We start from the raw sequence: 23,171 nt of genomic DNA, 5'->3' as shown, positions 1-23,171 counted from the left end.
CAAATTTGCGGCCAAGGCGAATGCACAGGCAAGCGGCTTTATAGTGCAGGACTGCCCAAGGAGTATGCAATCAGTTTTTCCCGGCAACTAATCGACTGCGATGGTCACTCCGGATTTGCCCTGCCCGCGCCCTCACCCAATCATGGCAACCACAGCACATCCAACCGAATGAGGATGAGAATGGTCCGCCATCTTCCCAAGCTCTCGATCGCGATGTCGGTGACGTCGCTGGCGCTACTCGTCACGCAACCGGCCTCGGCGGAAACCGTCACGCTCGGCATCGGAACGCAGGACACCACGACCAACACGGTGACCGCCGGCGTCGTCATCCGCAAGTTGCATCTGCTCGAGAAATATCTGCCGAAGGATGGCAAATACGCCAACATCAAGTTCGAGCTGGAGTGGCAGAACTTCACCTCCGGCCCGCCCGTCACCAATGCGATGATGGCGAACAAGCTGCAGATCGGCATGATGGGCGACTATCCGCTGATCGTGAACGGCTTCACCTTCGAGAGCAATCCGGAGAGCAAGAGCCGGCTGATCGGCATCGCCGCCTATAGCCTGTCCGGCTCCGGCAATGGCCTCGTCGTCCACAAGGACTCGCCCTACTACGAACTCGCCGATCTCAAGGGCAAGCTCGTCAGCGTCCCCTTCGGCTCCGCCGCGCACGGCATGGTTCTGAAGGCAATGCAGGACCGTGGCTATGCGTCCGACTTCTTCCAGCTCGTCAGCCAGAGCCCGGAGGTCGGCTCGACCAATCTCCAGGAGAAGAAGATCGACGCGCACGCCGACTTCGTCCCCTTCGCCGAGCTGCTGCCCTTCCGCGGCTTCGCGCGAAAGATCTTCGACGGCGTCGAGACGAACCTGCCGACCTTCCATGGCATCGTCGTCCGCACCGACTTCGCCGAGAAATATCCCGAGGTCGTCGTCGCCTACTTCAAGGCGCTGATCGCCGCCAACCAGTGGCTGCGCGACGATCCGAAGCTCGCCGCCGAAAAGATCCAGGAATGGACCGGCATCAACAAGGAAGTCGTCTACATCTTCCTCGGCCCCGGCGGCAACATGACGACTGACCCGACGATCAAGCCCGCGCTGATCGATGCGGCCGCAATTGACGTCAAGGTGCTGCAGAACCTCGGTCGCATGAAGGAATTCGATCCTAAGAAGTGGGTCGACGACAGCTACATCCGCAAGGCCTATGCCGAGATGAAGCTCGACTATGACGCGCAGCTTGCGAGCACCAGGAATTACGAGGTCTCTGGCGAAGACGCCTTCTGCAAGAAGCCGATCGCCGACCCGCGCAAGGCCGGCGAAGTCTGGGTCGACGATGCCGGGATCATGCCCTTCTCGTCCGCCAGTTGCACGCTCGGCGCCTATGCCGACTACAAGTCCAAAGGCAAGAAGATCAACGTCGCTTATGTCTTCGATACCACCCGGGGTATCAAACTGTTCGCCGACCAGGCCTTCTTCGCCGTCGGCAATGGCGATGTCGCACCGTTCCTGCTGAAGAAGGACGCCGAGGCATACGCAGCCAAGATCAGCGGCAAGGTGCTCGGCTTCGATGACGCGGTGAAAGCGGCGGTCGGCGGGGGCAAAACGTGAGCAGTCCCGCCCTCGTCAGACATCCCGAGGATAGCATGCCGGCAACAGCCATTGCAGAGGCGGGCCGCGCGCCCGCCGCCACGCCGCTCGCAACCCCCGCCTCCTACGGTACGATCGCGCTGCGCTGGTACCGGCTCAACCAGGGCCGGCTGCGCGCCACCGCGATCGGCATCGCCTCGCTGATCGCCTTCCTCCTGGTCTGGCATCTGCTCACGACCTATCGCGTCGTGTTTTTCGTGCGCTTCACCAACGTGCCCTCGCCGCTCGCGGTCTATGCGAGCTTCACCACGGCGATCCACGACCCCAAATTCCTGATGCATATCCTGCTGAGCTGCCGGCGCATCTTCATCGGCTTCTCACTCGCAGCCATCGTCGGCGTGCCGCTCGGCCTGATCATGGGGCGATTCAAGCTGGTGCATGAGCTGATCTTCCCGGTCGCTGAAGTGCTACGGCCGATCCCGGCGATCGCCTGGGTGCCGATGGCCATCATGCTGTGGCCGACCAACGAGCAGAGCATCGTCTTCATCACCTTCCTCGGCTCGTTCTTCCCGATCCTGGTCAACACGCTGCACGGCATGTCGCTGGTCGATCCGGTTCTGGTTCGCGCCGCGCAATGTCTCGGTGCACGCGAGCGGTCGATCTTCCGCGAGGTGTATTTTCCGGCCTCGCTGCCGCACATCTTCACCGGCCTGACCGTCGGCATGGGCGTCGCATGGGTGTCGCTGATCGCCGCCGAGATGATCTCCGGTCAGTACGGTATCGGCTACTTCACCTGGGAGGCGTATTCGCTGGTCCAGTATGCCGACATCGCGCTCGGCATGATCGCAATCGGCGTGCTCGGTCTCGGATCGAGCCTGCTTATCAGGGGCGCGGGCCAGTTGGTGATGCCGTGGAGGTCGACATGAGCGAGGTGCTTGCGAATACGTCGAAGGGCCACATCGAGGTCAGGAACTTCTCCCTCGCCTACGAGACGATCGAGGGACCCGTTCAGGCCGTCACCGATACGCAGATCCATGTCAAGCCCGGCGAGTTCGTCTCGATCGTCGGCCCCTCCGGCTGCGGAAAATCGACGCTGCTCAACGCGGTCGCAGGCTTCCTCAAGCCGACAACGGGCATCGTCACCGTCGATGGCGACCGCGTCAACGGCCCCAGCGCTGAACGCGGTATGGTATTCCAGCAATATTCGTTGCTCCCCTGGAAGACGGTGCGGGAGAACGTCGAGTTCGGCCTGAAGATGCGCGGCATGCCACGCTCGCAGCGCGAACGCGCCGCGCGCACGCTGCTGGGGCTCGCGGGGCTCGAGGCGTTCGAGAAGCACTATCCGGAAAAGCTGTCCGGCGGCATGAAGCAGCGCGTCGGCATCGTCCGCGCGCTCGCTACGGGACCGAAGGTCCTGCTGCTGGATGAGCCCTTCGGCGCGCTCGACGCGCAGACCCGCGTCATCATGCAGCAGATCCTCACCAACATGTGGCAGCGGCTGAAGATCTCGGTGCTGTTCGTCACGCACGATATCGACGAGGCGATCTTCCTCTCCGACCGCGTCTACTGCATGACCGCGCGGCCCGGCTCGATCAAGGCGGAGATCCCGATCCCGCTGGAGCGGCCGCGGCAGCAATCGATGATGATGTCGTCGGAGTTCCTGGCGCTGCGCCGCGGGCTGATGTCGCTGATCCGCGAGGAGAGCCTGAAGGCGATGGGCGGCGAGATCAACGACATGGGCATGCAGGGTTTGAACATCGAACTGCATGGCCATTCGCTGGCGGACGTGATTTAGGCGCCGCCGACACACTTGATTTCTCAGGGCAGGCGAAGCGTGCCCACCATCCTCACCACGAATGTGGATCCAAGCTGGGCACGACGCATTCGCGCCTTTGCCGACCGTAGGGCTGTCTTGTTCTAATCACTTGAACCAATGCACCAGCGCGAGGCTGATTCCGAGCAGCAGCAGCAGCGAGAGCGTGACGGCCGCCGTCACCCTGCCTCCGACATTGGCGAGCACGCGGACGTCGACACCTAGGCCGAGTGCGGCCATCGACACCACGGTGAGAAAACCGGTGATCTTCGTCACGGGGCCGACCACCGTCGCCGGCACGATCTCGAGCGAACGCAGGGTCGCGAGCGCGAGAAAACCGAGGATGAACCACGGAACCAGACGGAAAAAGCCGACATTGGTCTTCTTGGCATCGCTCTGCCAGCGCGAGGCAATGAGGGAAAGGCCGACGACGACGGGCCCGAGCATCAGGACGCGCATCAATTTCACCAGCGTGCCGATCTGGGTCGCGACGAGTCCGGCCGGCACCGTGGCGGCCAGAACCTGCGGCACAGCATAGACGGTGAGGCCCGCAAGGATGCCGTATTGCGTGGCCGACAATTGCAGCAGCGGGATCAGGAGCGGCAGGCCAAGCACCATCATCACGCCAAGGATGGCGGTGAAGGAGATCGAGGATGCGATCTCGTCGTTGTTGGCACCGATGATCGGCGCCACGGCAGCAATCGCCGAATTCCCGCAAATCGAGTTGCCGCAGGCGATCAGGATCGACAGGCGTGTCGACAGACCCAACAGACGGCTGAGGCCGAAGGAGACACATAGCGCGATCACGACGACGGCCGCGATCGAGACGAGGAGCGCGATGCCCGAGGCGGCGATCGCGGCGAAGCTGATCGAGGCTCCCAGCAGCATGACCGCGACCTCGAGCAGCTGTTTTGCGCTGAAGGCGATCCCGGTCTGCCACCGGGGCGCCGGCTTCCAGAAACTGCGGAGCGCCATGCCGAGCAGGATCGCCATGACGAGCGCTTCGACATAGGGATGCTCGAACATACCCAACTCGGCGCGCTCCAGCAGGGCGGAGACGCCGGCGATCAGAACGCAAAGGAGAATGCCGGGAATCAGTGCCGCAATGCGGCTTGCGGCTGTGGCCGGCTTGGCGTCGGCCGGGCTGGATGCTTGATTCTGCGACACAAACTTCTCCCTGAGGAGAAGGATTTATACGCAGCGCGGCCCGGGAGGGAAATAAGTTTTCGACATATCAGGCCAGAGGGGAGTTATATCCTCAGCCCGGACGACCAGCCTCAGAAGATCAGGCTCTTGGCGAGGGAAGCGACGCGGCTGAAGCCGTCATAGACGCCGGGCTCGAAGAACGCGGCGCGGGCAAGCACGATACCCACCACCAGCGACCAGAACAGCCCGGTGCCGGCACGCAGCAAAAGCTTCGACGTACGCGACCGCGGCTGGGTGTCCGTCGCGGACACCAATTGTTCGCCGAAGGGTTCAAATCCGGTACGTTCCATGGCTCTGGCCAATCCATCAAATTCTGATGGGAATGTCGTCGTTTCGCCCCGAAACGGCAATGGAAGTGATTGGCGTTTTTGTCCTCTCGAAGGAAAACTCCTTCCGTTCGACAACATCAGGACGATAGTTTTCTTCTTCCGGCCTATTTGGACACCGGCACCCGACTTACAGGGCCAGATAGCGGCGGCGGATCGCCTCGTTGGCCTTCAACTCGTCAATTCCGGCGGCATAGACGATCTGGCCCTTGTCGATGACGGTGGCGTGGCTCGCCAGCCCCAGGCAGAAATGCATGTTCTGCTCGGCGATCAGCACGGTCGATCCGAGCGAGCGGAGCTGCCGCAGGAGCTCGCCGATCCGCTGCACGATGATCGGCGCGAGGCCCTCGCTCGGCTCGTCCAGCAGCAGCAGCGCCGGATTGCCCATCAGCGTGCGCGCGATCGCCAGCATCTGCTGCTCGCCGCCCGAGAGGCGCCCGGCAATGCGATGACGCAGCGGTTCCAGGAGCGGAAAGACGTCGTAGATGCGCTTGATCGGCCATTCGTCCTGACCGTCCGGTCCCTTCTTCTTCCCGATGACGAGATTGTCCTCCACCGTGTGCTCCGGAAAAATCTGGCGATCCTCCGGCACGAAGCCGAGGCCGGCGCGTGCGATGGTGTGCGGCTTAAGACCGGATATCACCGTTCCGCGCAGGCTCACCCTGCCCCGCCGCGGCGGCGCCAGCCCCATGATCGCCTTCATCGTCGTCGACTTGCCGGCGCCGTTACGGCCGAGCAGCGCCATCGTCTCGCCCTGCCGCACCGCCAGGCCGACGCCGAACAGGATCTGGCTGGTGCCGTAATAGACATCGAGATCGGCGACTTCGATGACGGCGGTGCTCATGCGGCAGCTCCCGCATGCTCGGTGCCGAGATAGGCGTCGATCACGGCGCCGTTGTTGCGGATCTCGTCGGGTGTGCCAGTGGCGAGGATGCGGCCGTAGCACAGCACGACGATCTTGGGCGCGATCTTGAACACGATGTCCATGTCGTGCTCGATGAAGACGACGGTGATCTTCTGGATCTCCCAGAGCTCGCGCACCTTGTCGATCATACGCCAGCGCTCCTCCGGCCCCATGCCTGCGGTCGGCTCGTCAAGGAGCAGCACTTTCGGTTCGAGCACGAGCGCGAGCGCAATGTCGAGCAGCTTCTGGTCGCCATGCGACAGCGTCGCCGCCGTGCGATGACGCTTGCTCGCCAAACCCAGCAGCTCCATCACATGTTCGGCGCGGTCGCGCGTCTCGGTCAGCGGGAAGCGTTTGTGCAGCACCGCGGAGGAGCGCTGATCGGCGCTGACGGCGGCGAGCATCGTCTCCTGCACGGTGAGCGATTTGAAGATACTGGCAACCTGGAAGGCGCGGCCAATGCCGTGCCGCACGATCTCGGGCGGCGAGCGGCCGGCGAGATCGATGCCGTCGAGCAGAACCTGCCCCGAATCCGGGCTCAAGGCGCCGGTGATCAGGTTGAAGAAGGTGCTCTTGCCGGCGCCGTTCGGACCGATCACGGCGGTGAGCGAGCCGTCGGGGAAGTCGAGCGAGACGTCGTTGGTCGCCTTCACGCCGCCGAAGGATTTTGCGAGGTTGCGGATCTCAAGCATGGTGCGCCTCGCGCCGTTGTCTGGCACCGTCATTCCGGGATGGTCCGTCAGGACCAGACCCGGAATCTCGAGATTCCGGGTTCGCACTTCGTGCGCCCCGGAATGACTGCTCGATAGGTCCATCGCACATCGCTAGCGCTCCTCGCTCGTCTCGCGCCGATGTGCGTACCATTCGGCGACGAAATCGAGCAGGCCCTTGCGCAAACCGAGCGCGAAAAACAGGATGACGACCCCGAGCACGATGCCGTGGTATTCGGTGAACCGCGTGACAGTATCGTTGAGCAGCAGGAGCAGTACGGTGCCGACCATCGGACCGAGAAAGGTGGAGACGCCGCCGAGCATGTTGATGAAGATGCCCTCCCCCGAGATCGTCCAATAGGCGAACTCCGGATAGGCGCCCGACACGAACAGCGCCATCACCATGCCACCCATCGACGCGAACAGCGCGGCCAGCACGAACACCGTCAGCTTGGCGCGCCAGACGTCGATGCCGAGAAAGCTCGCGCGCGCGGCGTTGTCGCGGATCATGCGCAGCGTGTAGCCGAACGGCGACTGCGCGATCTGGCGCATCGCGAGCAGGCCGAGGATGAGCAGCGCGCAGCTCGTGACATAGAGATGGACATGATTGGACAGATCGATGCCGAGAAAGACGGGCCGCGGGATGCCGCCGCGCAGGCCCTGATCGCCGCCGGTGAACGAGGCCCAGGACAGGATGGTCGAGTGGATCAGCATCTGGAAGGCGAGCGTGACGAAGGCGAAATAGATCTCCTTCAGCCGCACGCAGATCGCGCCGATGATTGTCGCAAAGACCGCCGTAATGGCCAATGTCGCGACGAAAGCCACCGGAATCGGCACGCCGAGCTTCTGCATGATCAGGCCGAAGCCGTAGGCACCAAGGCCAAAGAACATGCCGTGCCCGAACGAGGTCAGGCCGGTGTAGCCGACCAGGAGGTTGAGCGAGGTCGCGAACAGACCATAGGCCGAGCAGCGAATGACGAAATCGAGCAGCGCCTTGCTGCCGGTGAAAAATGGCAGGCTCGCCAACACGGCGAAAACGATCAGCGCGATCAGCACATCGCGGTAGCGTTGCAGCACGGCACCGCTGCGCACCGGCACCAGGGTTTGCGCGCGTCCGGCCTCCAGCTCGGTCATGCCGCCTCCTTGCCGAACAGGCCGGTGGGCTTTGAGACCAGCACGATCACCATGAACAGATACATCAAGCCTTCCGTGAACAGGGGAAAACCGAGCGACCCGAAGGAACGGATCAGGCCGAGCAGCAGCGCGCCGACCAGCGCGCCCAGGATCGAGCCCATGCCGCCGATCACGGTGACGATGAAAGACTCGATCAACACCGAGAAGCCCATGCCGGGAGTGAGCGAGCGCACCGGCGCTGCGAGCGCACCGGCAAGCCCCGCCAGCATGCCGCCGAGTGCGAACACACCGCCATAGATCAGGCCGGTATTGATGCCGAGCGCCGAGACCATGCCGGGGTTATGTGCCGCTGCGCGGATCACCTTGCCGATGCGGCTGCGCGACAGGCCGATGCCGAGCACGATGGCGGCGAGAAGCGCGACACCGATCAGCAGCAGGTAGTAAGGCGGCACCACGCCGCCGGCGATGAACAGCGGCATCACCTGGAAGGCCGCCGGCATGCCCATCGCCTTGAACTCGGGCCCCCAGATGATGCGCACGACGTCGTCGAAGATCAGTACGAAGGCGTAGCAGACGAGGAGCTGCATCAAGACGTCGGCGCCATAGACGCGGCTCATGAAGACGCGCTCGAAGATCAGGCCGAGAACCGCGGTGCCGGCCGCGCCCGCGAGCATCGCCAGCGCAAAACTGCCGGTGAGCTGATAGGCCGTCATCGCGAAATAGGCGCCGAACATGTAGAAGGCGCCGTGGCTGAAATTGACCACCTTGAGCACGCCGAAGATCAGCGTCAGCCCGACGGCGACCAGGAACAGCAGCATGCCTATAATGAGGCCGCTGGTGGTTTGCGTCACCAGGCACGCGGAACTGGAGAGACAGCCGGCAAGCGCATCGATATCCACGGGAGCACTTTCATTGCGACGCGCCTGACACGGCGCGGAAAGCGAAACGACGGCGGAGACGGTCGCCCGTCCCCGCCGCTTGCGCGATCAGGTATAGCCCTTGCTCTTCTTCCACTCGGCTTCCAGCTCGAAGATGGTCTTCCAGTCCCCGGCCTTGACTTCGGGCACGTACGGCTCCTGTGGGATCGTCGTTCCCCAGCCGATGGCGTAGCCGACGAGGGTGTGATCGTCGCCGCGCATGGTCACGGTGCCGTCGGCACCGAACGGGCACTTGATCGTGAGGCCCTTCAGCACCTCGGCGATCTTCTTGCCGTCGGCCGAGTTCGCCTTCTTCGCGGCTTCTGCCATCAGCATGATTGCGGTGGCGTTCTCCCACGACCAGTTGGTCGGATATTCATTGAACTTTGCCTTGTAGGCATCGCCCCAGGCCGCATTCTCCGGCGTGGTCGGGAAGGTCTTGATGTAACGGTTGCCGGAGTGGATGCCCTTGGGCAGGTTCTTCACCACGGTGAGCGCAGTGTAGTCAGCCATATTGACCGCGAACACTTCCATCTGGCCGAACATCGCGTAGATGTTGGCCTGGTCGATATAGGAGGTGAGATCGCCGCCCCACAGGCAGGAATAGAGCGCCTGGGGTTTGGCTTGCAGGATCTTCGTCACCACCTCGGTGTAGTCAGGCTGGAACAGCTTCGGCCAGGACTCGCTGATGATCTCGACCTCGGGCGCGAAGCGCTTCAGGTACAGCGTGAACTCCGCCGTGGTGTCGCGGCCATAGGCATAATCCGGCGAGCAGGTCGCCCATTTCTTCAAGCCCTTCGCCTTGGCGATCGCCGCAGCATAGCTGCCGCCGACGATGGAGTCGTGCACGCCCTGCCGCGCGGTACGGAACGCGTTGGGAATGCGCTGCTTGGGATCGGCGGTCAGCGCCGAGGTCTCCGAATTGGTGTGAATGCAGAAGACGCCGAGATCGCGCGCGACCTCGTGCACCGCGAAGGCGCCGGAGGAGGCTTCGGCATCGATCACGAGCTCGCAGCCGTCGGTGTTGACGAGCTCGCGCGCGACGCGGGCGGCTTCCTGCGGCTGGCCCTTGGAGTCGCGGATCACCATCTCGATCTGCCGGCCGGCAAGGCCGCCGGCGGCGTTGACCTTCTCGACCTCGAGCATCACCGCATTGCGCGATGACGTGCCGAGCTGCGCGACGCGGCCCGACAGGATCGTCGGCATTCCGATCTTGATGGTCTTGGCTTGCGCACGCGCCACCCAGGGCGCGGCAACACTCATCGCACCGGCGCCCATCAGCGCCAGTGTTGAACGGCGGCTGATGCCCGGCGTGCGGGTCCTCGTCATTTTCCCCTCCCTCTTTCGGGTCGGCGTTTCCTGATCCCTGTCGGAGATCGTCTCGTCTCCGTGTCTCGAAGGATTTCAGAGGTAGGGGGGTGACGTCAAGCCAAAGATGAATTACGAGTCAGAATTCATCAGGGAAGGAAACGAGGCCAGGAATTGGCCCGAAACCAGCGCAAATGATCAATCTGTCGAGCTTCACCGCCTTTCATGCCCGACGCACGCCGGCGCGGCCCGCGCTGAAATATCGCGGCGAGGAGATTTCCTACGCGGTCCTTGATGCACGCGTCCGCAAGGTCGCCGGGTGGCTCGCCGCGCAGGGCATCGGCCCCGGCGATGTCGTGGCCGTATTGATGAAGAACAGCGCGGCGTTCCTGGAATTGGTGTTTGCCACCAGTCATCTCGGCGCAGTCTTCTTGCCGATCAACTTCCGCCTCTCGCGCGATGAGGTCGGCTACATCGTCGGCAATGCCGGCGCGCGCCTGCTGATCGTCGATGAAGAGCTGGCAGCGAATGCCGCGGGCGCGAAGAGTGTCGTGCTCGATGAAGCCGCGCAGCACAGCGTCATGCGTCTCGCGAGCAGCGCTGCACCCGCGCCGATGCATCCGCGCCAGCCATCGGACCTGATGCGGCTGATGTACACCTCGGGCACGACCGACCGCCCCAAGGGCGCGATGCTCTCTTACGATAATTTCTACTGGAAGTCCGCCGACCAGACGATCGCGCTCGGCCTTGGTGCCAAGACGCGGCTTCTCGTCGTCGGTCCGCTCTATCACGTCGGCGCGCTCGACCTGCCGGGCATCGCCGTGCTCTGGCATGGCGGCTTCATCCGCATCGAACGCAATTTCGAGCCGGAGACGGCGCTTGCGGCGATCGCCGAGGACAGGCTCAACGCCGCCTGGTTCGCGCCGGTCATGACCACGGCGATGCTCACCTGTCCCACCCGCGATCGCTACGACGTCTCCAGCCTGACATGGGCGATCGGCGGCGGCGAGAAGACGCCGGAGTTGCGGATCCGCGCCTTCTCCGAATACTTCCGCAACGCGCGCTATATCGACGCCTATGGCCTCACCGAGACCGTCGGCGGCGACACGTTCATGGAAGCCGGCCGCGAGATCGAGAAGATCGGCTCCACCGGCCGCGCCATTGCCCATGTCGAGATCGAGATCCGCGATGAGGCCGGCAAGGTACTGCCGCCGAACGTCAACGGCGAGATCTGCCTGCGCGGGCCGAAAATCACACGCGGCTACTGGAAGGATCCGGACAAGACGGCCTCGTCCTTCTTCGGCGACTGGTTCCGCAGCGGCGACGTCGGCTATCTCGACGACGAGGGCTTTCTGTACCTGACCGACCGCAAGAAGGACATGATCATCTCCGGCGGCGAGAACATCGCCTCCTCCGAGGTCGAGCGCGTCATCTACGATCTGCCCGAGGTGCGCGAGGTCGCCGTGATCGGCCTGCGCGATGCGCGCTGGGGCGAGCGGCCGGTCGCGATCGTCGCACTGGCTGACGGCGCCAGCCTCGACCTCTCTGCCCTCACCGAACATTGCCGTGCACGGCTGGCGAGCTTCAAGGTGCCGAAGCAGCTCGTCGTCCGCGACAGCCTGCCGCGCAATCCAAGCGGAAAGATCCTCAAGCGCGTGCTGCGCGCCGAGCTGGAGACGTCTGAATGACGCAAGTGAACGCCAAGGTGACGAAGCTCAACCGCGTCGAGCGCAACGCCTGGACCAAGCAGAAGATCTTCGAGGCCGCCACCAAGGTCGTGGGCAGATACGGTTATGCCGAAGCCTCGGTCGCCCGCATCACCGAACAGGCCGGCGTCGCGCAGGGCACCTTCTACAATCATTTCGAGAACCGCCAGGAATTGCTCGACCAGCTCCTGCCCAAGATCGGCCTCGACATGGTCGAATTCATCCGCGCTCGCACCGGCACGGCGGATGCGGCACGGCAGGAGATCGCGCGCTTCTCCGCCTTCTTCGACTTCATCCGCGAGGTGCCGGAATTTCTGCGCATCCTCAACGAGGCCGAGTTCTTCGCACCGACCGGGTATCAGAAGCATCTCGACAACATTTCGGTCGCCTATGTCCGCATCCTACGCCGGGCTCGTCTTGCAGGCGCGATCGAGGATTACAGCGATGAGGAATTCGAGGCGATCGTCCACATGCTGATGGGGGCGCGCGGCTATCTCAGCCGCCGCTATTCCTATTCGGAAGGCGGCGTCACCACCGTACCCGATCACGTCATCTCCGCCTATCGCAAGCTGATGACGCGCGGCCTCTTCCCTGCCCTCGGAGATCAGGACACGCCATGAACATCGAATCTCCGCACAAGCCGCTCGACCTCGCCTCGGCCATCGCCGAGGGCGATATCCGTTGCCTGCTGATGGTGCTGGTGCACATGACCGGCGACGAGAAATGGCTGGAACCGCCATACTTGCCCAAGCGCGATATCCGCCTCATCCCCGATCCCGAGGCCGGGGTTACCCGGGAGATCCAGGACGAGATCCGCGCCGCCGTGGTCAAGCTCTTCGCCGACGGCACACCAAAGCCCGTCATCACCGACCCCGGCGAGGAATTGCTGCTGAGAATGATGCGCGCCTGCCTCGGCGAGAATGTCGCGCCGGAATATGCGCCCCTGATGCGCGAAGAGATGGGCTTCGTGGCGCGCGAGGCACGCTGGACGGCGCGCCCTTCCGACGAGAAGCTTGCGGACCAGCACGTGCTGATCGTCGGCGCCGGCGTCTGCGCCATCGCGCTCGGCGTGGCGCTCGGCCATCTCGGCATCCCCTACACCATCGTCGAGAAGAACGAAGAACTCGGCGGCACCTGGTGGATCAACCGCTATCCCGGCTGCGGCGTCGATACGCCGAACCACTCCTATTCGTATTCGTTCGGATCGCGCAATGCCTGGACGCGCTACTTCTGCCAGCGCGAGGAGCTGCTCGGCTATTTGCTGAAGGTCGCCGACGAATACGGCATCCGCAAGCATCTGCGCGTCAACACCGAGCTGACCTCGTCGCGCTGGGACGAAGGCAGGAAACGGTGGATTTCGACGCTGAAGACCGTGAACGGCGAAGAGACTTTCGAGTCCACCGCGCTCGTCAGTGCCATCGGCCAGCTCAACGATCCCTCCCGCGCCCGCTTCGAAGGCGAGGACAACTTCAAGGGAACGATCCTGCATTCGGCCGTGTGGTCCGATGACATCAGCGTCGAGGGCAAGCACGTCGCGGTGATCGGCACCGGTGCCACTTCGATGCAGCTCGTGCCCGCGATTGCCGGCCGCGCAGCCTCGGTCACGGTCTACCAGCGCAGCGCGCAATGGGCTCGCCCGGTGAAGGGCTATGCCGACCCGATCAGCGAGGGCGCGCGCTGGCTGCTGGCGCATCTGCCGTTCTATGTGCAGTGGTACCGCTTCAACATGTTCTGGCGCTACGGCGATGGCCTCCTGCCCTTCCTGCGCAAGGACCCGGCCTGGCCGCATCCCGAGCGTGCCGTCAACAAGGGCAACGACCGGCACCGCCAGGAGCTGACGGACTTCATCCTGTCGGAGCTGCAGGGACGCCCCGACCTGATCGAGAAATGCGTGCCGACCTATCCGCCCTATGGCAAGCGGATTTTGCTCGACAACAACTGGTTCAAGACATTGAGGCAGCCGAACGTGGAGCTGGTGACCGACACGATCGATCATTTCGACGCAGGCGGCATTGTCACCACCGATGGCAAGCAACGTCCCGCCGACATCATCGTGGTCGCTACCGGCTTCAAGGTCACCGAGATGGCGGCGCGCCTCAACATCAGCGGACGCGGGGGCACGAATCTGCGTGAAGCCTGGGCCAACGACAATCCGACCGCGTTCCTCGGCCTCACCGTGCCGGGCTTTCCGAACTTCTTCTGCATGCTCGGCCCGAACTCAGGACCGGCCCATGGCGGCAGCGTCATCTTCCAGTCGGAATGCCAGAGCCGCTACATCTCGGCGTGTCTCGTCGACATGATCGAACGAGACGTCGCCGCGATCGATGTCCGCCAGGACGTGCTCGACGAGTATGTCCGCAGAGTCGATGCCGAGCACGAGGCGATGATCTGGACCCATCCGGGCATGAGCACCTACTACCGCAACAGCAGTGGCCGCGTGTTCTCGGCGATGCCGTGGCGGTTCGTGGATTATTGGCGCATGACCCACGATCCGGATCTGCGGCAGTACAGGCTGACGAAGTGATAAGTCGCCACTGCGATCCTATCAGGCCGCCAAGCCACTTTCCACCGGAGCGAACTCCATCCCGAGGCTCTCTGCCACCGCCTTGTTCGTAATCCGGCCGCGATGCACGTTCAGGCCGTTACGCAAATGCGGGTTCTCCAGCACCGCCGCGAACCCCTTGCTCGCGAGCATCAGTCCGAACGGCAGCGTCGCGTTGTTCAGGGCCTGACTCGAGGTCACCGGCACCGCGCCCGGCATGTTGGCGACGCAATAATGCACGACCCCGTCGACCTCGTAGGTCGGCTCGGCGTGCGTGGTCGGATGAGAGGTCTCGAAGCAACCGCCCTGGTCGATCGCGACGTCGACCAGCACGGCCCCCGGCCGCATCGATTTCAGCATGGCGCGCGTGACGAGCTTCGGCGCACTGGCGCCCGGCACCAGCACGGCACCGATCACGACGTCGGCCGCGAACACCTCGTCCTCGACCGATTCAATGGTCGAGAAACGGGTGCGCACGCGTCCGGCAAAGAGATCATCCAGTTCGCGCAGGCGCGGAATCGAGCGGTCGATCACGGTGACTTCGGCACCGAGGCCGGCGGCCATGCGCGCAGCCTGGGTTCCGACCACGCCGCCGCCGAGCACGACGACGCGCGCCGGCTGCACGCCCGGCACGCCGCCCAGCAGCAAGCCGCGCCCGCCGGCCGAGCGCTTGAGCGCGGCGCCGGCGGCCTCGATGGCGAGGCGGCCGGCGACTTCGCTCATCGGGGCGAGCAGCGGGAGGTGACCGCTCGCATCCGTGACGGTCTCATAGGCGATCGCGGTGCAGCCGGAATCGATCAGGCCCTTGGCCTGCTCCGGATCCGGCGCAAGATGAAGATAAGTAAACAGGATCTGGCCCTCGCGGAGCTGGACCCATTCGCTCTTCTGCGGCTCCTTGACCTTCACGATCATCTCGGACTTGGCAAAGATCTCGCGCGCGGTCTCGGCAATGGACGCCCCTGCCCGCCGATACACCTCGTCGGACGCGCCGATGCCACTTCCGGCGCCGGTCTCGACCGTCACCTGGTGCCCGGCGGCGACATACTCGCGGACGGCTCCCGGGGTGAGCCCGACGCGATATTCCTGCACCTTGATCTCCTTGGGCACACCGACGCGCATCCCGAGCTCCCTTGCCAACGCACTGATTCCGTTCGTTCATCGTAGCGACGGCGCCCGTTTGGTTTCGTGCAAATATCCGCTAGGTTCGGCACGCTCGCGCCGGTTTCCGGCGCAGAAGTGCCCTTTCACGCTGGAAACGAAACCTTGGCCCTCGACCGGAAAGACCTCGCGATCCTCGCGGAACTCACGACCAATGCGCGAGCCAGCCACACCGAGCTTGCCAACAAGATCGGCCTGTCGAGCACGGCGCTGGCGCGGCGACAGAAGGCGCTGGAGGACGACGGCTACATCCAGGGCTACCAGGCCACGCTCGACCTCGCCCAGTTCGGCCTCACCACCACTGTGCTGGTTCGCATCGCGCTGGAGAGCCAGAGCGACGATGCGCTGAAGGCGTTCGAGGCGGAGGTGGTGAAATGCCCCTCGGTCGTGCGCTGCTTCCTGATGTCGGGCACCGACGACTACATCCTGATCGTGCTCGCCCGCGACATCCAGGATTTCGAGCGGATCCACCGCACCGAGCTCTCCCGCCTGCCCCGCGTCGCGCGCGTGCAATCGAGCTTCGCACTGCGCGAGATCGTCAACCGCGCGGTGCCGACTGTCGTGTTCGGGGAGACGAAGCGCTGACCTCGTCCGTCCCAACCGGAGAACCGGTCGGGAACCAAGCAGCCCGTCATCCGTTGGGCGCTATTGGCCAGCGCCGGCAATGCATCCTCGCGTCACAGCCACGATTGCCCGGCTCGGCCTTTCCGCAGGGAACAGACCATGGCCGACATCGCGGATCAGACCCCCGAACGCATTCCGATCAACCTCGTCGTCAATGGCGCAAGGCGCACATTCGAGGTCGCGCCGTGGACCACGCTCCTGGATGCCCTGCGTGACCGCCTGGAGTTGACCGGCACCAAGAAAGGCTGTGATCACGGCCAATGCGGCGCCTGCACCGTGCTGATCGACGGAAGACGGGTCAATTCCTGCCTGGCCCTCGCTGTCATGAAAGATGGCGCTGAGATCACGACGATCGAAGGCCTTGCCAAGGACGGCGCGCTGCATCCCCTGCAACAGGCCTTCATCGACCATGACGCCTTTCAGTGCGGCTATTGTACGCCGGGACAGATTTGCTCGGCGGCCGGCCTGCTGGCCGAAGGCCGTGCGCGGGATGCCGACGAGATCCGGGAGCTGATGAGCGGAAATCTCTGCCGGTGCGGCGCCTACCCCAACATCGTGGCTGCGATCGAACAGGCAATGAGCCGGTCATGAACAACTTCCAATATTCCCGCGCAAGCGACGTTGCCGACGCCATTCGCCTGCTCGCCGCCGATCCAGGCGCGAAGCTGATCGCCGGCGGCACCAACCTGATCGACCTGATGAAAGAGAACGTCGAACGGCCCTCCCGGCTGATCGACATCTCCCGCCTGCCGCTCCGCGACATCGAGGAGACTGCCGACGGCGGCCTGCGCATCGGCGCCTTGGTGCCGAATTCGGATCTCGCCTATCATCCGCTGATCGAGCAGCGCTATCCCCTGCTCGCCAGCGCCATCCTGGCAGGTGCCTCCGCGCAACTGCGCAACATGGCCTCGGTCGGCGGAAATCTGATGCAACGAACGCGCTGCGCCTATTTCTATGACACGACGACGCCTTGCAACAAGCGAAGTCCCGGTACGGGCTGCTCGGCACGCGATGGCCTCAACCGGAACCATGCGATCCTCGGCACCAGCACGGCCTGCATCGCGACCAATCCCTCCGACATGAGCGTGGCGCTGGCGGCACTCGGTGCGCTCGTCCACATTGCAGGCCGCACCGGCGAGCGCACCATCGCGCTGACCGATTTCCATCGGCTGCCGGGCGATACGCCTCATGTCGACACGAATCTCGGCAGCGGCGAGATCATCACCGCAATCGAGCTGCCGCCGCAGGGTTTTGCCCGGAACTACAGCTACCTGAAGATCCGCGACCGGCTGTCCTACGCCTTCGCCCTGGTCTCGGTCGCAGCCGCGTTCGAGCTGGAAGGCAACGCGATCAGCGAAGCGCGCCTGGCGCTCGGCGGCGTTGCTCACAAGCCCTGGCGAAGTCCCGAAGCCGAAGCGGCACTGCGCGGCCAGGCGGCAACACCGGATCATTTCGGGCGCGCCGCCGACCTGCTGCTGCAGGGAGCAACCGCTCGCTCGCACAACGGATTCAAGATCGAGCTCGCGCGCCGAGCCGTCGTGCGGGCGCTGATCCAGGCCACAAACGCCACACCGCAATCCCAAGCTCACAAGAAGATCGCATGAGGGCCCGATGAACGCCTATGTCGGAACACCAACGTCGCGCGTCGACGGCCGGGCCAAGGTCACTGGAGCCGCGAAATATGCCGGCGAGTTCACCGCCGAGGGCCTGGTCCATGGTTTCGTGGTGGAGGCCACCATACCCCGCGGTCGTATCGTGCGGCTCGACACCGGCGAGGCGCTGAAGGTGGCCGGAGTGCTCGACGTGCTCACGCACACCAATCGTCCTTCCCTCGCCGACAAGGACGAGGCCTGGAAGGACGAGGTGGCCCCGGAAGGTTCGCCGTTCCGGCCGCTATATGACGACTTGATCAGGTTCAACGGGCAGCCGATTGCTCTCGTTGTTGCCGAAGAATGGGAGACCGCGAAGTTCGCCGCAACACTGGTGCGGATCGACTACGAGCAGGATGGGTTTGCAACCGATCTCGAGGCCGAGCGCGGCAGTGCCCGCGAGATGGACAAGCCGCACAAGCCCCGCGGCGACGCGAAAGCAGCGCTTGCGGCCGCACCCCTGCGGCACGAGGCGGACTACCTCATTCCGACCGAGCATCATAATCCGATGGAGCTCTATGCGACGACGACGGTCTGGGAAAGCGACGGCAAGCTGACAGTCTACGACAAGACCCAAGGCGTTCAGAACGTTCAAAAGTTCCTCTGCGGCGTGTTCGACAAGAAGCCGGAGGAGATCCGCGTGCTTTCGCCCTATGTCGGCGGCGCATTCGGTTCCGGCCTGCGGCCGCAATACCAGGTCGTGCTGGCGACAATGGCCGCGCTCGCGCTCGAGCGCTCCGTCCGCGTCGTGCTGACGCGGCAGCAGATGTATGGGCTGGGCTATCGGCCCATGACCATCGAGCATGTCGCGCTCGGGGCAAGGCCCGACGGCACGCTTGATGCCGTCAGCCACGAAGCCATTGCCGTGACCTCGCGCTACGAGGATTTTTCGCGCAATGACGCCGGCTGGGCCGAACAGCTCTACAAGAGCCCCAACAGCCACTTTTCCCACAAGCTGGTCGACCTCGACGTTTCGACGCCCTGCGACATGCGCGCGCCGGGCGCGGCAACGGGCGTCTTGGCGCTCGAATGCGCCATGGACGAACTGGCCGTCGCGCTGAAGCTCGATCCGATCGAGCTGCGCCTGAAGTGCTACTCGGATCGCGACCAAAGCGAAGACCTCCCCTACACCAGCAAGCAGTTGCGCGAATGCTACGCCCGCGGCGCGGAAGCCTTCGGCTGGGCCCGGCGCAACCCCGCGCCGCGCTCCATGCGCGACGGCAAGGAACTGGTCGGCTGGGGCATGGCGACGGGGGTGTGGGAGGCGCTGCAGATGCCGGTCGCCGTCCGGATCGTGCTGACCGCCAACGGCCATGCCGAGGTCTCCTGCGCCGCGTCCGATATCGGCACCGGCACGTACACCATCGTGGCGCAAGTGGCGGCCGATGCTCTCGGGCTGCCGATCGAGAACATCAGCGTCAGGCTCGCCGACTCGACCTTGCCGCAAGCCCCCGTCGAGGGCGGCTCCTGGATGGCGGCGTCCAGCGCGCATGCCGTATTGGGAGCGGCCGAAGACATTCGCCAGGAGCTCGCACGTCTTGCAAAGGCAATGCCGGGCTCGCCGCTCGCCAACCTCGACGCCGCCGACGCGACCCTGGTCGACGGCATGATCGCCAGCGACGGCAAGGACGGGGCTGCCGTCTCGATTGCGGACGTCATGCGCCACAGCGGGCGCGAGCGGATCGAAAAGGAGAAGCTCAACCAGTTCGCGGAGGACAAATCGCATGCCCGCAACACGCATTCGGCGGTTTTCGCAGAAGTGAAGGTCGACGAAGAGCTGGCTGTCATCCGCGTCACGCGGGTCGTGAGTGCAGTCGCGGCAGGCCGCATCCTGAACACCAAGACGGGCCGCAGTCAGATCATGGGCAGCGTGGTCTGGGGGATCGGGATGGCGCTGCACGAGGAGACGGTGATGGATCACCGCTTCGGCCGCATCATGAACGCTGACATCGCCGAGTACCACATTCCCGTGAACGCCGACATTCACGACATCGACGTCATTTTCGTCGATGAGCCCGACAGCCGGATCAACCGGATGGGCATCAAGGGTCTCGGCGAGATCGGCATCGTCGGCGTGCCTGCGGCGATTGCAAACGCCGTCTATCATGCCACTGGCAAGCGCATCCGCCGCTTCCCGATCACGCTGGACAAGCTGCTGGACTGAGGGCCGCAAACACGCGAACATTCCCGCGGCACTCGGGCGTGTCATCCAACTGTCATCGAATGTGCCGAGAGCTGTGTCTCTGCCACATTCGGGACCCGACATGGACTATTTCAAGCGCTTCAACTTCCTGTTCGCAGCACCAATGTTCGACGCCGACGACCTCGAAGGCGTCCGCTTCAACCAGATCATCGAGGAGATCCAGCGCTCCGGATTCGAGGTGGTCCGGGCCCGCAAGCTGGAGGATGCCGAGATGGCCGTGCAGACCGATGCGGCGATCGGCTGCATGGTGGTCGACTGGGGCAAGAAGGGTCTCGAGGGCAAGACCTCGGCGCTGATCAATCTGATGCGCCGCCGGGGCCTCGACTTCCCCATCATCCTGCTGATCCGTCGCAAGCGGTTCGAGGATCTGCCTGTCGAGGTGCTCGATTTCATCGACGGCTATGTCTTTCTGTCCGAGGAGACACCGCCCTTCATCGCCAAGAACCTGATCAGCCGTCTCAAGCAATATGCTGAGACGCTGAAGACCCCGTTCTTCGGCGCGCTGGTCGACTACGCCGAGGAAGGCAACCAGCTCTGGACCTGTCCAGGCCATAACGGCGGCGTGTTCTACAACCGCAGCCCGATCGGGCGCGTGTTCGTCGAGCATCTCGGCGAATCCGTGTTCCGTGACGACCTCGACAATTCCGTGCTCGATCTCGGCGACCTCCTCACCCATGAAGGCCCGGCGCTGAAGGCGCAGAAGGAAGCGGCCCAGATCTTCGGCGCCGAAAAGACCTATTTCGTGCTCAATGGCACCTCGACGTCGAACAAGGTTGCGCTCGGCGCCCTCGTCACCGACGGTGACCTCGTCCTGTTCGACCGCAACAACCACAAGGCCGCCCATCACGGCGCTCTGATAATCAGCGGCGGCGTCCCCATCTACGTCCCGACCGTCCGCAATGCCTGGGGCCTGATCGGCCCGATGCGCTGGGACATGCTCGACGAGAAGGCCTTGCGCGAGGCCATCCGCAACCATCCGCTGGTCGGGGACCGCGACGCCTGGCGCAAGGAGCGTCCTTTCCGCGTCGCCGTGGTCGAGCAGTGCACCTATGACGGCTCGATCCACAGCGCCGAGATGATCCTGAAGCGTATCGGCCACCTCTGCGAATACATCCTGTTCGACGAGGCCTGGGCCGGCTTCATGAAATTCCATCCGCTCTATGCCGGCCGCTTCGCCATGGGCCTGGCCAATCTCCCTCCTGAGGCGCCCGGCATCGTCGCGACGCAGTCGACCCACAAGCAGCTGGCGAGCTTCTCGCAGGCCTCGCAGATCCACATCAAGGATCGTCACATCCGCGGCCAGAAGCGGCGCGTCGAGCACCGCCGCTTCAACGAAAGCTTCATGCAGCACGCATCGACGTCCCCCTTCTATCCGCTGTTCGCCTCGCTCGACGTCGGTGCGCAGATGATGAAGGGTCGATCCGGCGAAGTGCTGTGGGACGACACGATCCGGCTCGGCATCGAGTTGCGCAAGAAGATCCGGGCGATGCGCCGGGAGTTCGAGGAGAAGGAGCAAAATCCGGAGCGGCGCTGGTTCTTCGAGCCCTTCGTTCCCGATCGGGTCGCCATTCCCGATGTCAGCCGCCCCGGCGCCGCGCACAACGTCGCCTGGGAGACGCTCTCCACCGACGAGCTCGCGACCAATCCCGCGCTGTGGCAGCTTTCTCCGGACACCAACTGGCACGGCTTTCCCGATCTCGCGGAAGGCTTTGCCATGACCGATCCGAACAAGCTGACCTTGCTCACCCCCGGATTCGATCGTGCGACCGGCGCCTATGCCGAGCACGGCATCCCCGCACCGGTGGTCGCGCAATATCTGCGCGAGAACCGCATCGTCCCCGAGAAGAACGACCTCAACTCCCTGCTCTTCCTGCTCACGCCCGGCGTCGAGGCGAGCAAGGCCGGCACACTGATCTCCGGCCTCGTCGCGTTCAAGAGGCTGCATGACGACAATGCGCTGCTGGCCGATGCGATCCCGGAATTCCATCAGCGGCGGCGGGCGCGCTACGCAGGCGTGCGTCTGCGCGATCTCTGCGGCGAGATGCACCGCTTCTTCCGCGCCGCCGACGTCAGTGCGCTCCAGGCTCGGCAGTTCATGCCCGAGCACATGCCCGAAATCGCGATGTCGCCCCGCGATGCCGCGCGCTATCTGTTCCGCAACGATGTCGACTATCTGCCGATCGAGGCGATCGCCGGCCGCATCGCCACCACACCCTTCGTGGTCTATCCGCCCCGGCATCGCCACCATCGTGCCCGGCGAGCGGCTGACGGAGCGGGCCAAACCCATGATCGATTATCTCAAGATGTTCGAGACCTGCTTCAACACGTTCCCGGGCTTCGACGTCGAGATCCAGGGGGTCTACAAGGAGGTCGCTGCGAACGGGCGCATCGGGCTCTACACTTACGTGGTCGCCGAGTAGCGCCGATGAACGAAACAGCTGCGCGCGCGAGTGACGAGCCAGTTCTGGTCAGGCCGTCACGCGAAAGCGATGTCGAAGCGATGCTGGCGATCTATCGACATCACGTCCGCAACGGTGTGCCGCGCGACGTCGAGGGAACCGGTGCGCCGGAGCCGGATGATCTGCGCGAGCGGCGCAAGAACCTGAAGCAGACCCGTCTGCCGCATCTGGTGGCGACCTATCGCGGCGAGGTCGTCGGCTATGCCTATGCCGTGCTGTTCCGCAAGCGTCCCGCCTATCGGTACACGGCCAAGCACTCGATCTACGTCCACCACGCCCATCTCGGCCGCGGAGTCGGACGGCTGTTGCTCCAGGAATTGATCGATGCCTGTGCGGCGGCCGGCTTCCGCCAGATGATCGGCTATATCGATGCCGACAACGCGCCCTCGCTGACATTGCACGAAAAATTCGGCTTCGTGCGCGCCGGCCTGCTTTGCGGCGTCGCCTATCGCCACGGCCGCTGGTCCGATACGGTGATGGTGCAGCGATCGCTCGGCGCCGGGACGACAACACCTCCGCCTATCATGACGCCGGGCCGGTAGGCCTTACGACGGAAAGTCGGCCGGTCTCACATGGATGCGGTCGGCATGCAACGACCAGTCATGCAATGCCTGTTCCTTGCAGAATCTAGCTTTCGCCCGCTCCTTGGCCTCATTCTCGTCGGCGGCATCGATCTCGAGCGTACCTTGACACACCTCGCTCTGTCGGCCGTATTCGCCGAGCACGTTCTTCATGAACCTGACGACATAGATAGACATGGGACCTCCTGCTGCCCTCGCAGCACTCTAATCCCATTTAGGGCGGAGCGGGGAAGGAGATTTTGACGCGGATCAAGGCGGAACGGACAATCCATTGCGGAACCTGCCGGCCGGGGAGAAGCCGGAATTCCGGCCGCCCCCATGAGGGTCTTGCCTTGCACCTCGTCTCCGAC

Annotated in this window: 20 protein-coding genes and 1 pseudogene; 12 read left to right on the top strand and 9 right to left on the bottom strand. The window is 64.1% G+C overall.

All coding sequences use genetic code 11. From position 1 onward, the window contains the following. The first annotated feature begins 180 nt into the window (after positions 1 to 180). Genes EDE08_RS17440 through EDE08_RS17430 form a run of 3 tightly spaced genes read left to right on the top strand, consistent with a single transcriptional unit; the run spans position 181 to position 3,376 of the window. Positions 181 to 1,602, top strand: a complete 1,422-nt coding sequence (locus EDE08_RS17440; RefSeq protein ID WP_165935995.1) for an ABC transporter substrate-binding protein — start codon at positions 181 to 183, stop codon at positions 1,600 to 1,602. Next, a complete protein-coding gene (locus EDE08_RS17435; protein WP_131870125.1) occupies positions 1,599 to 2,507 on the top strand; it encodes an ABC transporter permease in 909 nt (302 codons plus the stop codon). Before EDE08_RS17440 ends, EDE08_RS17435 begins: the two co-directional genes overlap by 4 nt. Further along, positions 2,504 to 3,376 (top strand): ABC transporter ATP-binding protein, encoded by an 873-nt coding sequence (locus tag EDE08_RS17430; RefSeq protein WP_165935993.1) that lies wholly within the window; start codon positions 2,504 to 2,506, stop codon positions 3,374 to 3,376. Before EDE08_RS17435 ends, EDE08_RS17430 begins: the two co-directional genes overlap by 4 nt. A 126-nt stretch (positions 3,377 to 3,502) precedes the next feature. Here EDE08_RS17430 and EDE08_RS17425 read toward each other — a convergent pair whose 3' ends face one another. The 7 genes from EDE08_RS17425 to EDE08_RS17395 form a co-directional block, all read right to left on the bottom strand. Then, positions 3,503 to 4,561 (bottom strand): YeiH family protein, encoded by a 1,059-nt coding sequence (locus EDE08_RS17425; protein ID WP_131870127.1) that lies wholly within the window; start codon positions 4,559 to 4,561, stop codon positions 3,503 to 3,505. Positions 4,562 to 4,671: 110 nt separating this feature from the next. Next, the gene (locus EDE08_RS17420; protein WP_165935992.1) at positions 4,672 to 4,890 is read right to left on the bottom strand and encodes a hypothetical protein; all 219 of its coding nucleotides are present in this window, start codon (positions 4,888 to 4,890) and stop codon (positions 4,672 to 4,674) included. A gap of 166 nt (positions 4,891 to 5,056) precedes the next feature. After that, positions 5,057 to 5,770, bottom strand: a complete 714-nt coding sequence (locus EDE08_RS17415) for an ABC transporter ATP-binding protein (protein WP_131870128.1) — start codon at positions 5,768 to 5,770, stop codon at positions 5,057 to 5,059. After that, complete coding sequence (locus tag EDE08_RS17410; protein WP_131870129.1) at positions 5,767 to 6,522, bottom strand: ABC transporter ATP-binding protein; 756 nt, start codon at positions 6,520 to 6,522, stop codon at positions 5,767 to 5,769. The genes EDE08_RS17415 and EDE08_RS17410 overlap by 4 nt, the downstream gene beginning before the upstream one ends. Before the next feature lie 132 nt (positions 6,523 to 6,654). After that, positions 6,655 to 7,674, bottom strand: coding sequence for a branched-chain amino acid ABC transporter permease (locus EDE08_RS17405; RefSeq protein ID WP_131870130.1), 1,020 nt, complete (start codon positions 7,672 to 7,674; stop codon positions 6,655 to 6,657). Then, the gene (locus EDE08_RS17400) at positions 7,671 to 8,573 is read right to left on the bottom strand and encodes a branched-chain amino acid ABC transporter permease (protein WP_131870131.1); all 903 of its coding nucleotides are present in this window, start codon (positions 8,571 to 8,573) and stop codon (positions 7,671 to 7,673) included. Before EDE08_RS17400 ends, EDE08_RS17405 begins: the two co-directional genes overlap by 4 nt. An 87-nt stretch (positions 8,574 to 8,660) precedes the next feature. Continuing rightward, positions 8,661 to 9,920 (bottom strand): ABC transporter substrate-binding protein, encoded by a 1,260-nt coding sequence (locus EDE08_RS17395; RefSeq protein ID WP_131870132.1) that lies wholly within the window; start codon positions 9,918 to 9,920, stop codon positions 8,661 to 8,663. A 173-nt stretch (positions 9,921 to 10,093) separates the two neighbouring features. Here EDE08_RS17395 and EDE08_RS17390 point away from each other — a divergent pair, with 173 nt between their 5' ends. From EDE08_RS17390 to EDE08_RS17380, 3 genes are read left to right on the top strand one after another with little or no spacing between them, the layout of a single operon-like run. Further along, the gene (locus tag EDE08_RS17390; RefSeq protein ID WP_131870133.1) at positions 10,094 to 11,587 is read left to right on the top strand and encodes an AMP-binding protein; all 1,494 of its coding nucleotides are present in this window, start codon (positions 10,094 to 10,096) and stop codon (positions 11,585 to 11,587) included. Then, positions 11,584 to 12,225, top strand: a complete 642-nt coding sequence (locus EDE08_RS17385) for a TetR/AcrR family transcriptional regulator (protein WP_131870134.1) — start codon at positions 11,584 to 11,586, stop codon at positions 12,223 to 12,225. Before EDE08_RS17390 ends, EDE08_RS17385 begins: the two co-directional genes overlap by 4 nt. Next, the gene (locus EDE08_RS17380) at positions 12,222 to 14,129 is read left to right on the top strand and encodes a flavin-containing monooxygenase (protein ID WP_131870135.1); all 1,908 of its coding nucleotides are present in this window, start codon (positions 12,222 to 12,224) and stop codon (positions 14,127 to 14,129) included. The genes EDE08_RS17385 and EDE08_RS17380 overlap by 4 nt, the downstream gene beginning before the upstream one ends. A 21-nt stretch (positions 14,130 to 14,150) precedes the next feature. Here the strand turns inward: EDE08_RS17380 and ald are convergent, their stop codons facing one another. Beyond that, positions 14,151 to 15,266 (bottom strand): alanine dehydrogenase, encoded by a 1,116-nt coding sequence (ald, locus tag EDE08_RS17375; protein WP_131870136.1) that lies wholly within the window; start codon positions 15,264 to 15,266, stop codon positions 14,151 to 14,153. A gap of 144 nt (positions 15,267 to 15,410) precedes the next feature. On the opposite strand from ald, the gene EDE08_RS17370 reads away from it, so the two are divergent. The 6 genes and pseudogenes from EDE08_RS17370 to EDE08_RS17345 all read left to right on the top strand — a co-directional run bounded on the left by EDE08_RS17370 (position 15,411) and on the right by EDE08_RS17345 (position 22,782). After that, positions 15,411 to 15,890, top strand: a complete 480-nt coding sequence (locus EDE08_RS17370; RefSeq protein ID WP_028177176.1) for an Lrp/AsnC family transcriptional regulator — start codon at positions 15,411 to 15,413, stop codon at positions 15,888 to 15,890. 138 nt (positions 15,891 to 16,028) lie between these two features. Continuing rightward, positions 16,029 to 16,520 (top strand): (2Fe-2S)-binding protein, encoded by a 492-nt coding sequence (locus EDE08_RS17365; protein ID WP_131870138.1) that lies wholly within the window; start codon positions 16,029 to 16,031, stop codon positions 16,518 to 16,520. Next, complete coding sequence (locus EDE08_RS17360; RefSeq protein ID WP_131870139.1) at positions 16,517 to 17,533, top strand: FAD binding domain-containing protein; 1,017 nt, start codon at positions 16,517 to 16,519, stop codon at positions 17,531 to 17,533. The genes EDE08_RS17365 and EDE08_RS17360 overlap by 4 nt, the downstream gene beginning before the upstream one ends. 7 nt (positions 17,534 to 17,540) lie before the next feature. After that, a complete protein-coding gene (locus tag EDE08_RS17355) occupies positions 17,541 to 19,742 on the top strand; it encodes a xanthine dehydrogenase family protein molybdopterin-binding subunit (RefSeq protein ID WP_131870140.1) in 2,202 nt (733 codons plus the stop codon). A 100-nt stretch (positions 19,743 to 19,842) separates the two neighbouring features. After that, a pseudogene (locus EDE08_RS17350) lies at positions 19,843 to 22,201 on the top strand (Orn/Lys/Arg family decarboxylase). A 5-nt stretch (positions 22,202 to 22,206) separates the two neighbouring features. After that, positions 22,207 to 22,782: a GNAT family N-acetyltransferase gene (locus EDE08_RS17345; protein ID WP_131870141.1), complete on the top strand. Its 576-nt coding sequence runs from the start codon at positions 22,207 to 22,209 to the stop codon at positions 22,780 to 22,782. A 3-nt stretch (positions 22,783 to 22,785) separates the two neighbouring features. On the opposite strand, the gene EDE08_RS17340 is transcribed toward EDE08_RS17345, so the two are convergent. Beyond that, positions 22,786 to 22,998 (bottom strand): hypothetical protein, encoded by a 213-nt coding sequence (locus EDE08_RS17340; protein WP_131870142.1) that lies wholly within the window; start codon positions 22,996 to 22,998, stop codon positions 22,786 to 22,788. Between the last annotated feature and the right edge of the window lie 173 nt (positions 22,999 to 23,171).

Source organism: Bradyrhizobium sp. R2.2-H (assembly GCF_004346455.1).
Lineage (GTDB): Bacteria > Pseudomonadota > Alphaproteobacteria > Rhizobiales > Xanthobacteraceae > Bradyrhizobium > Bradyrhizobium diversitatis.
Note: the sequence above shows the minus strand (reverse complement) of the source record. Positions and strands in the feature narration are given on the sequence as shown.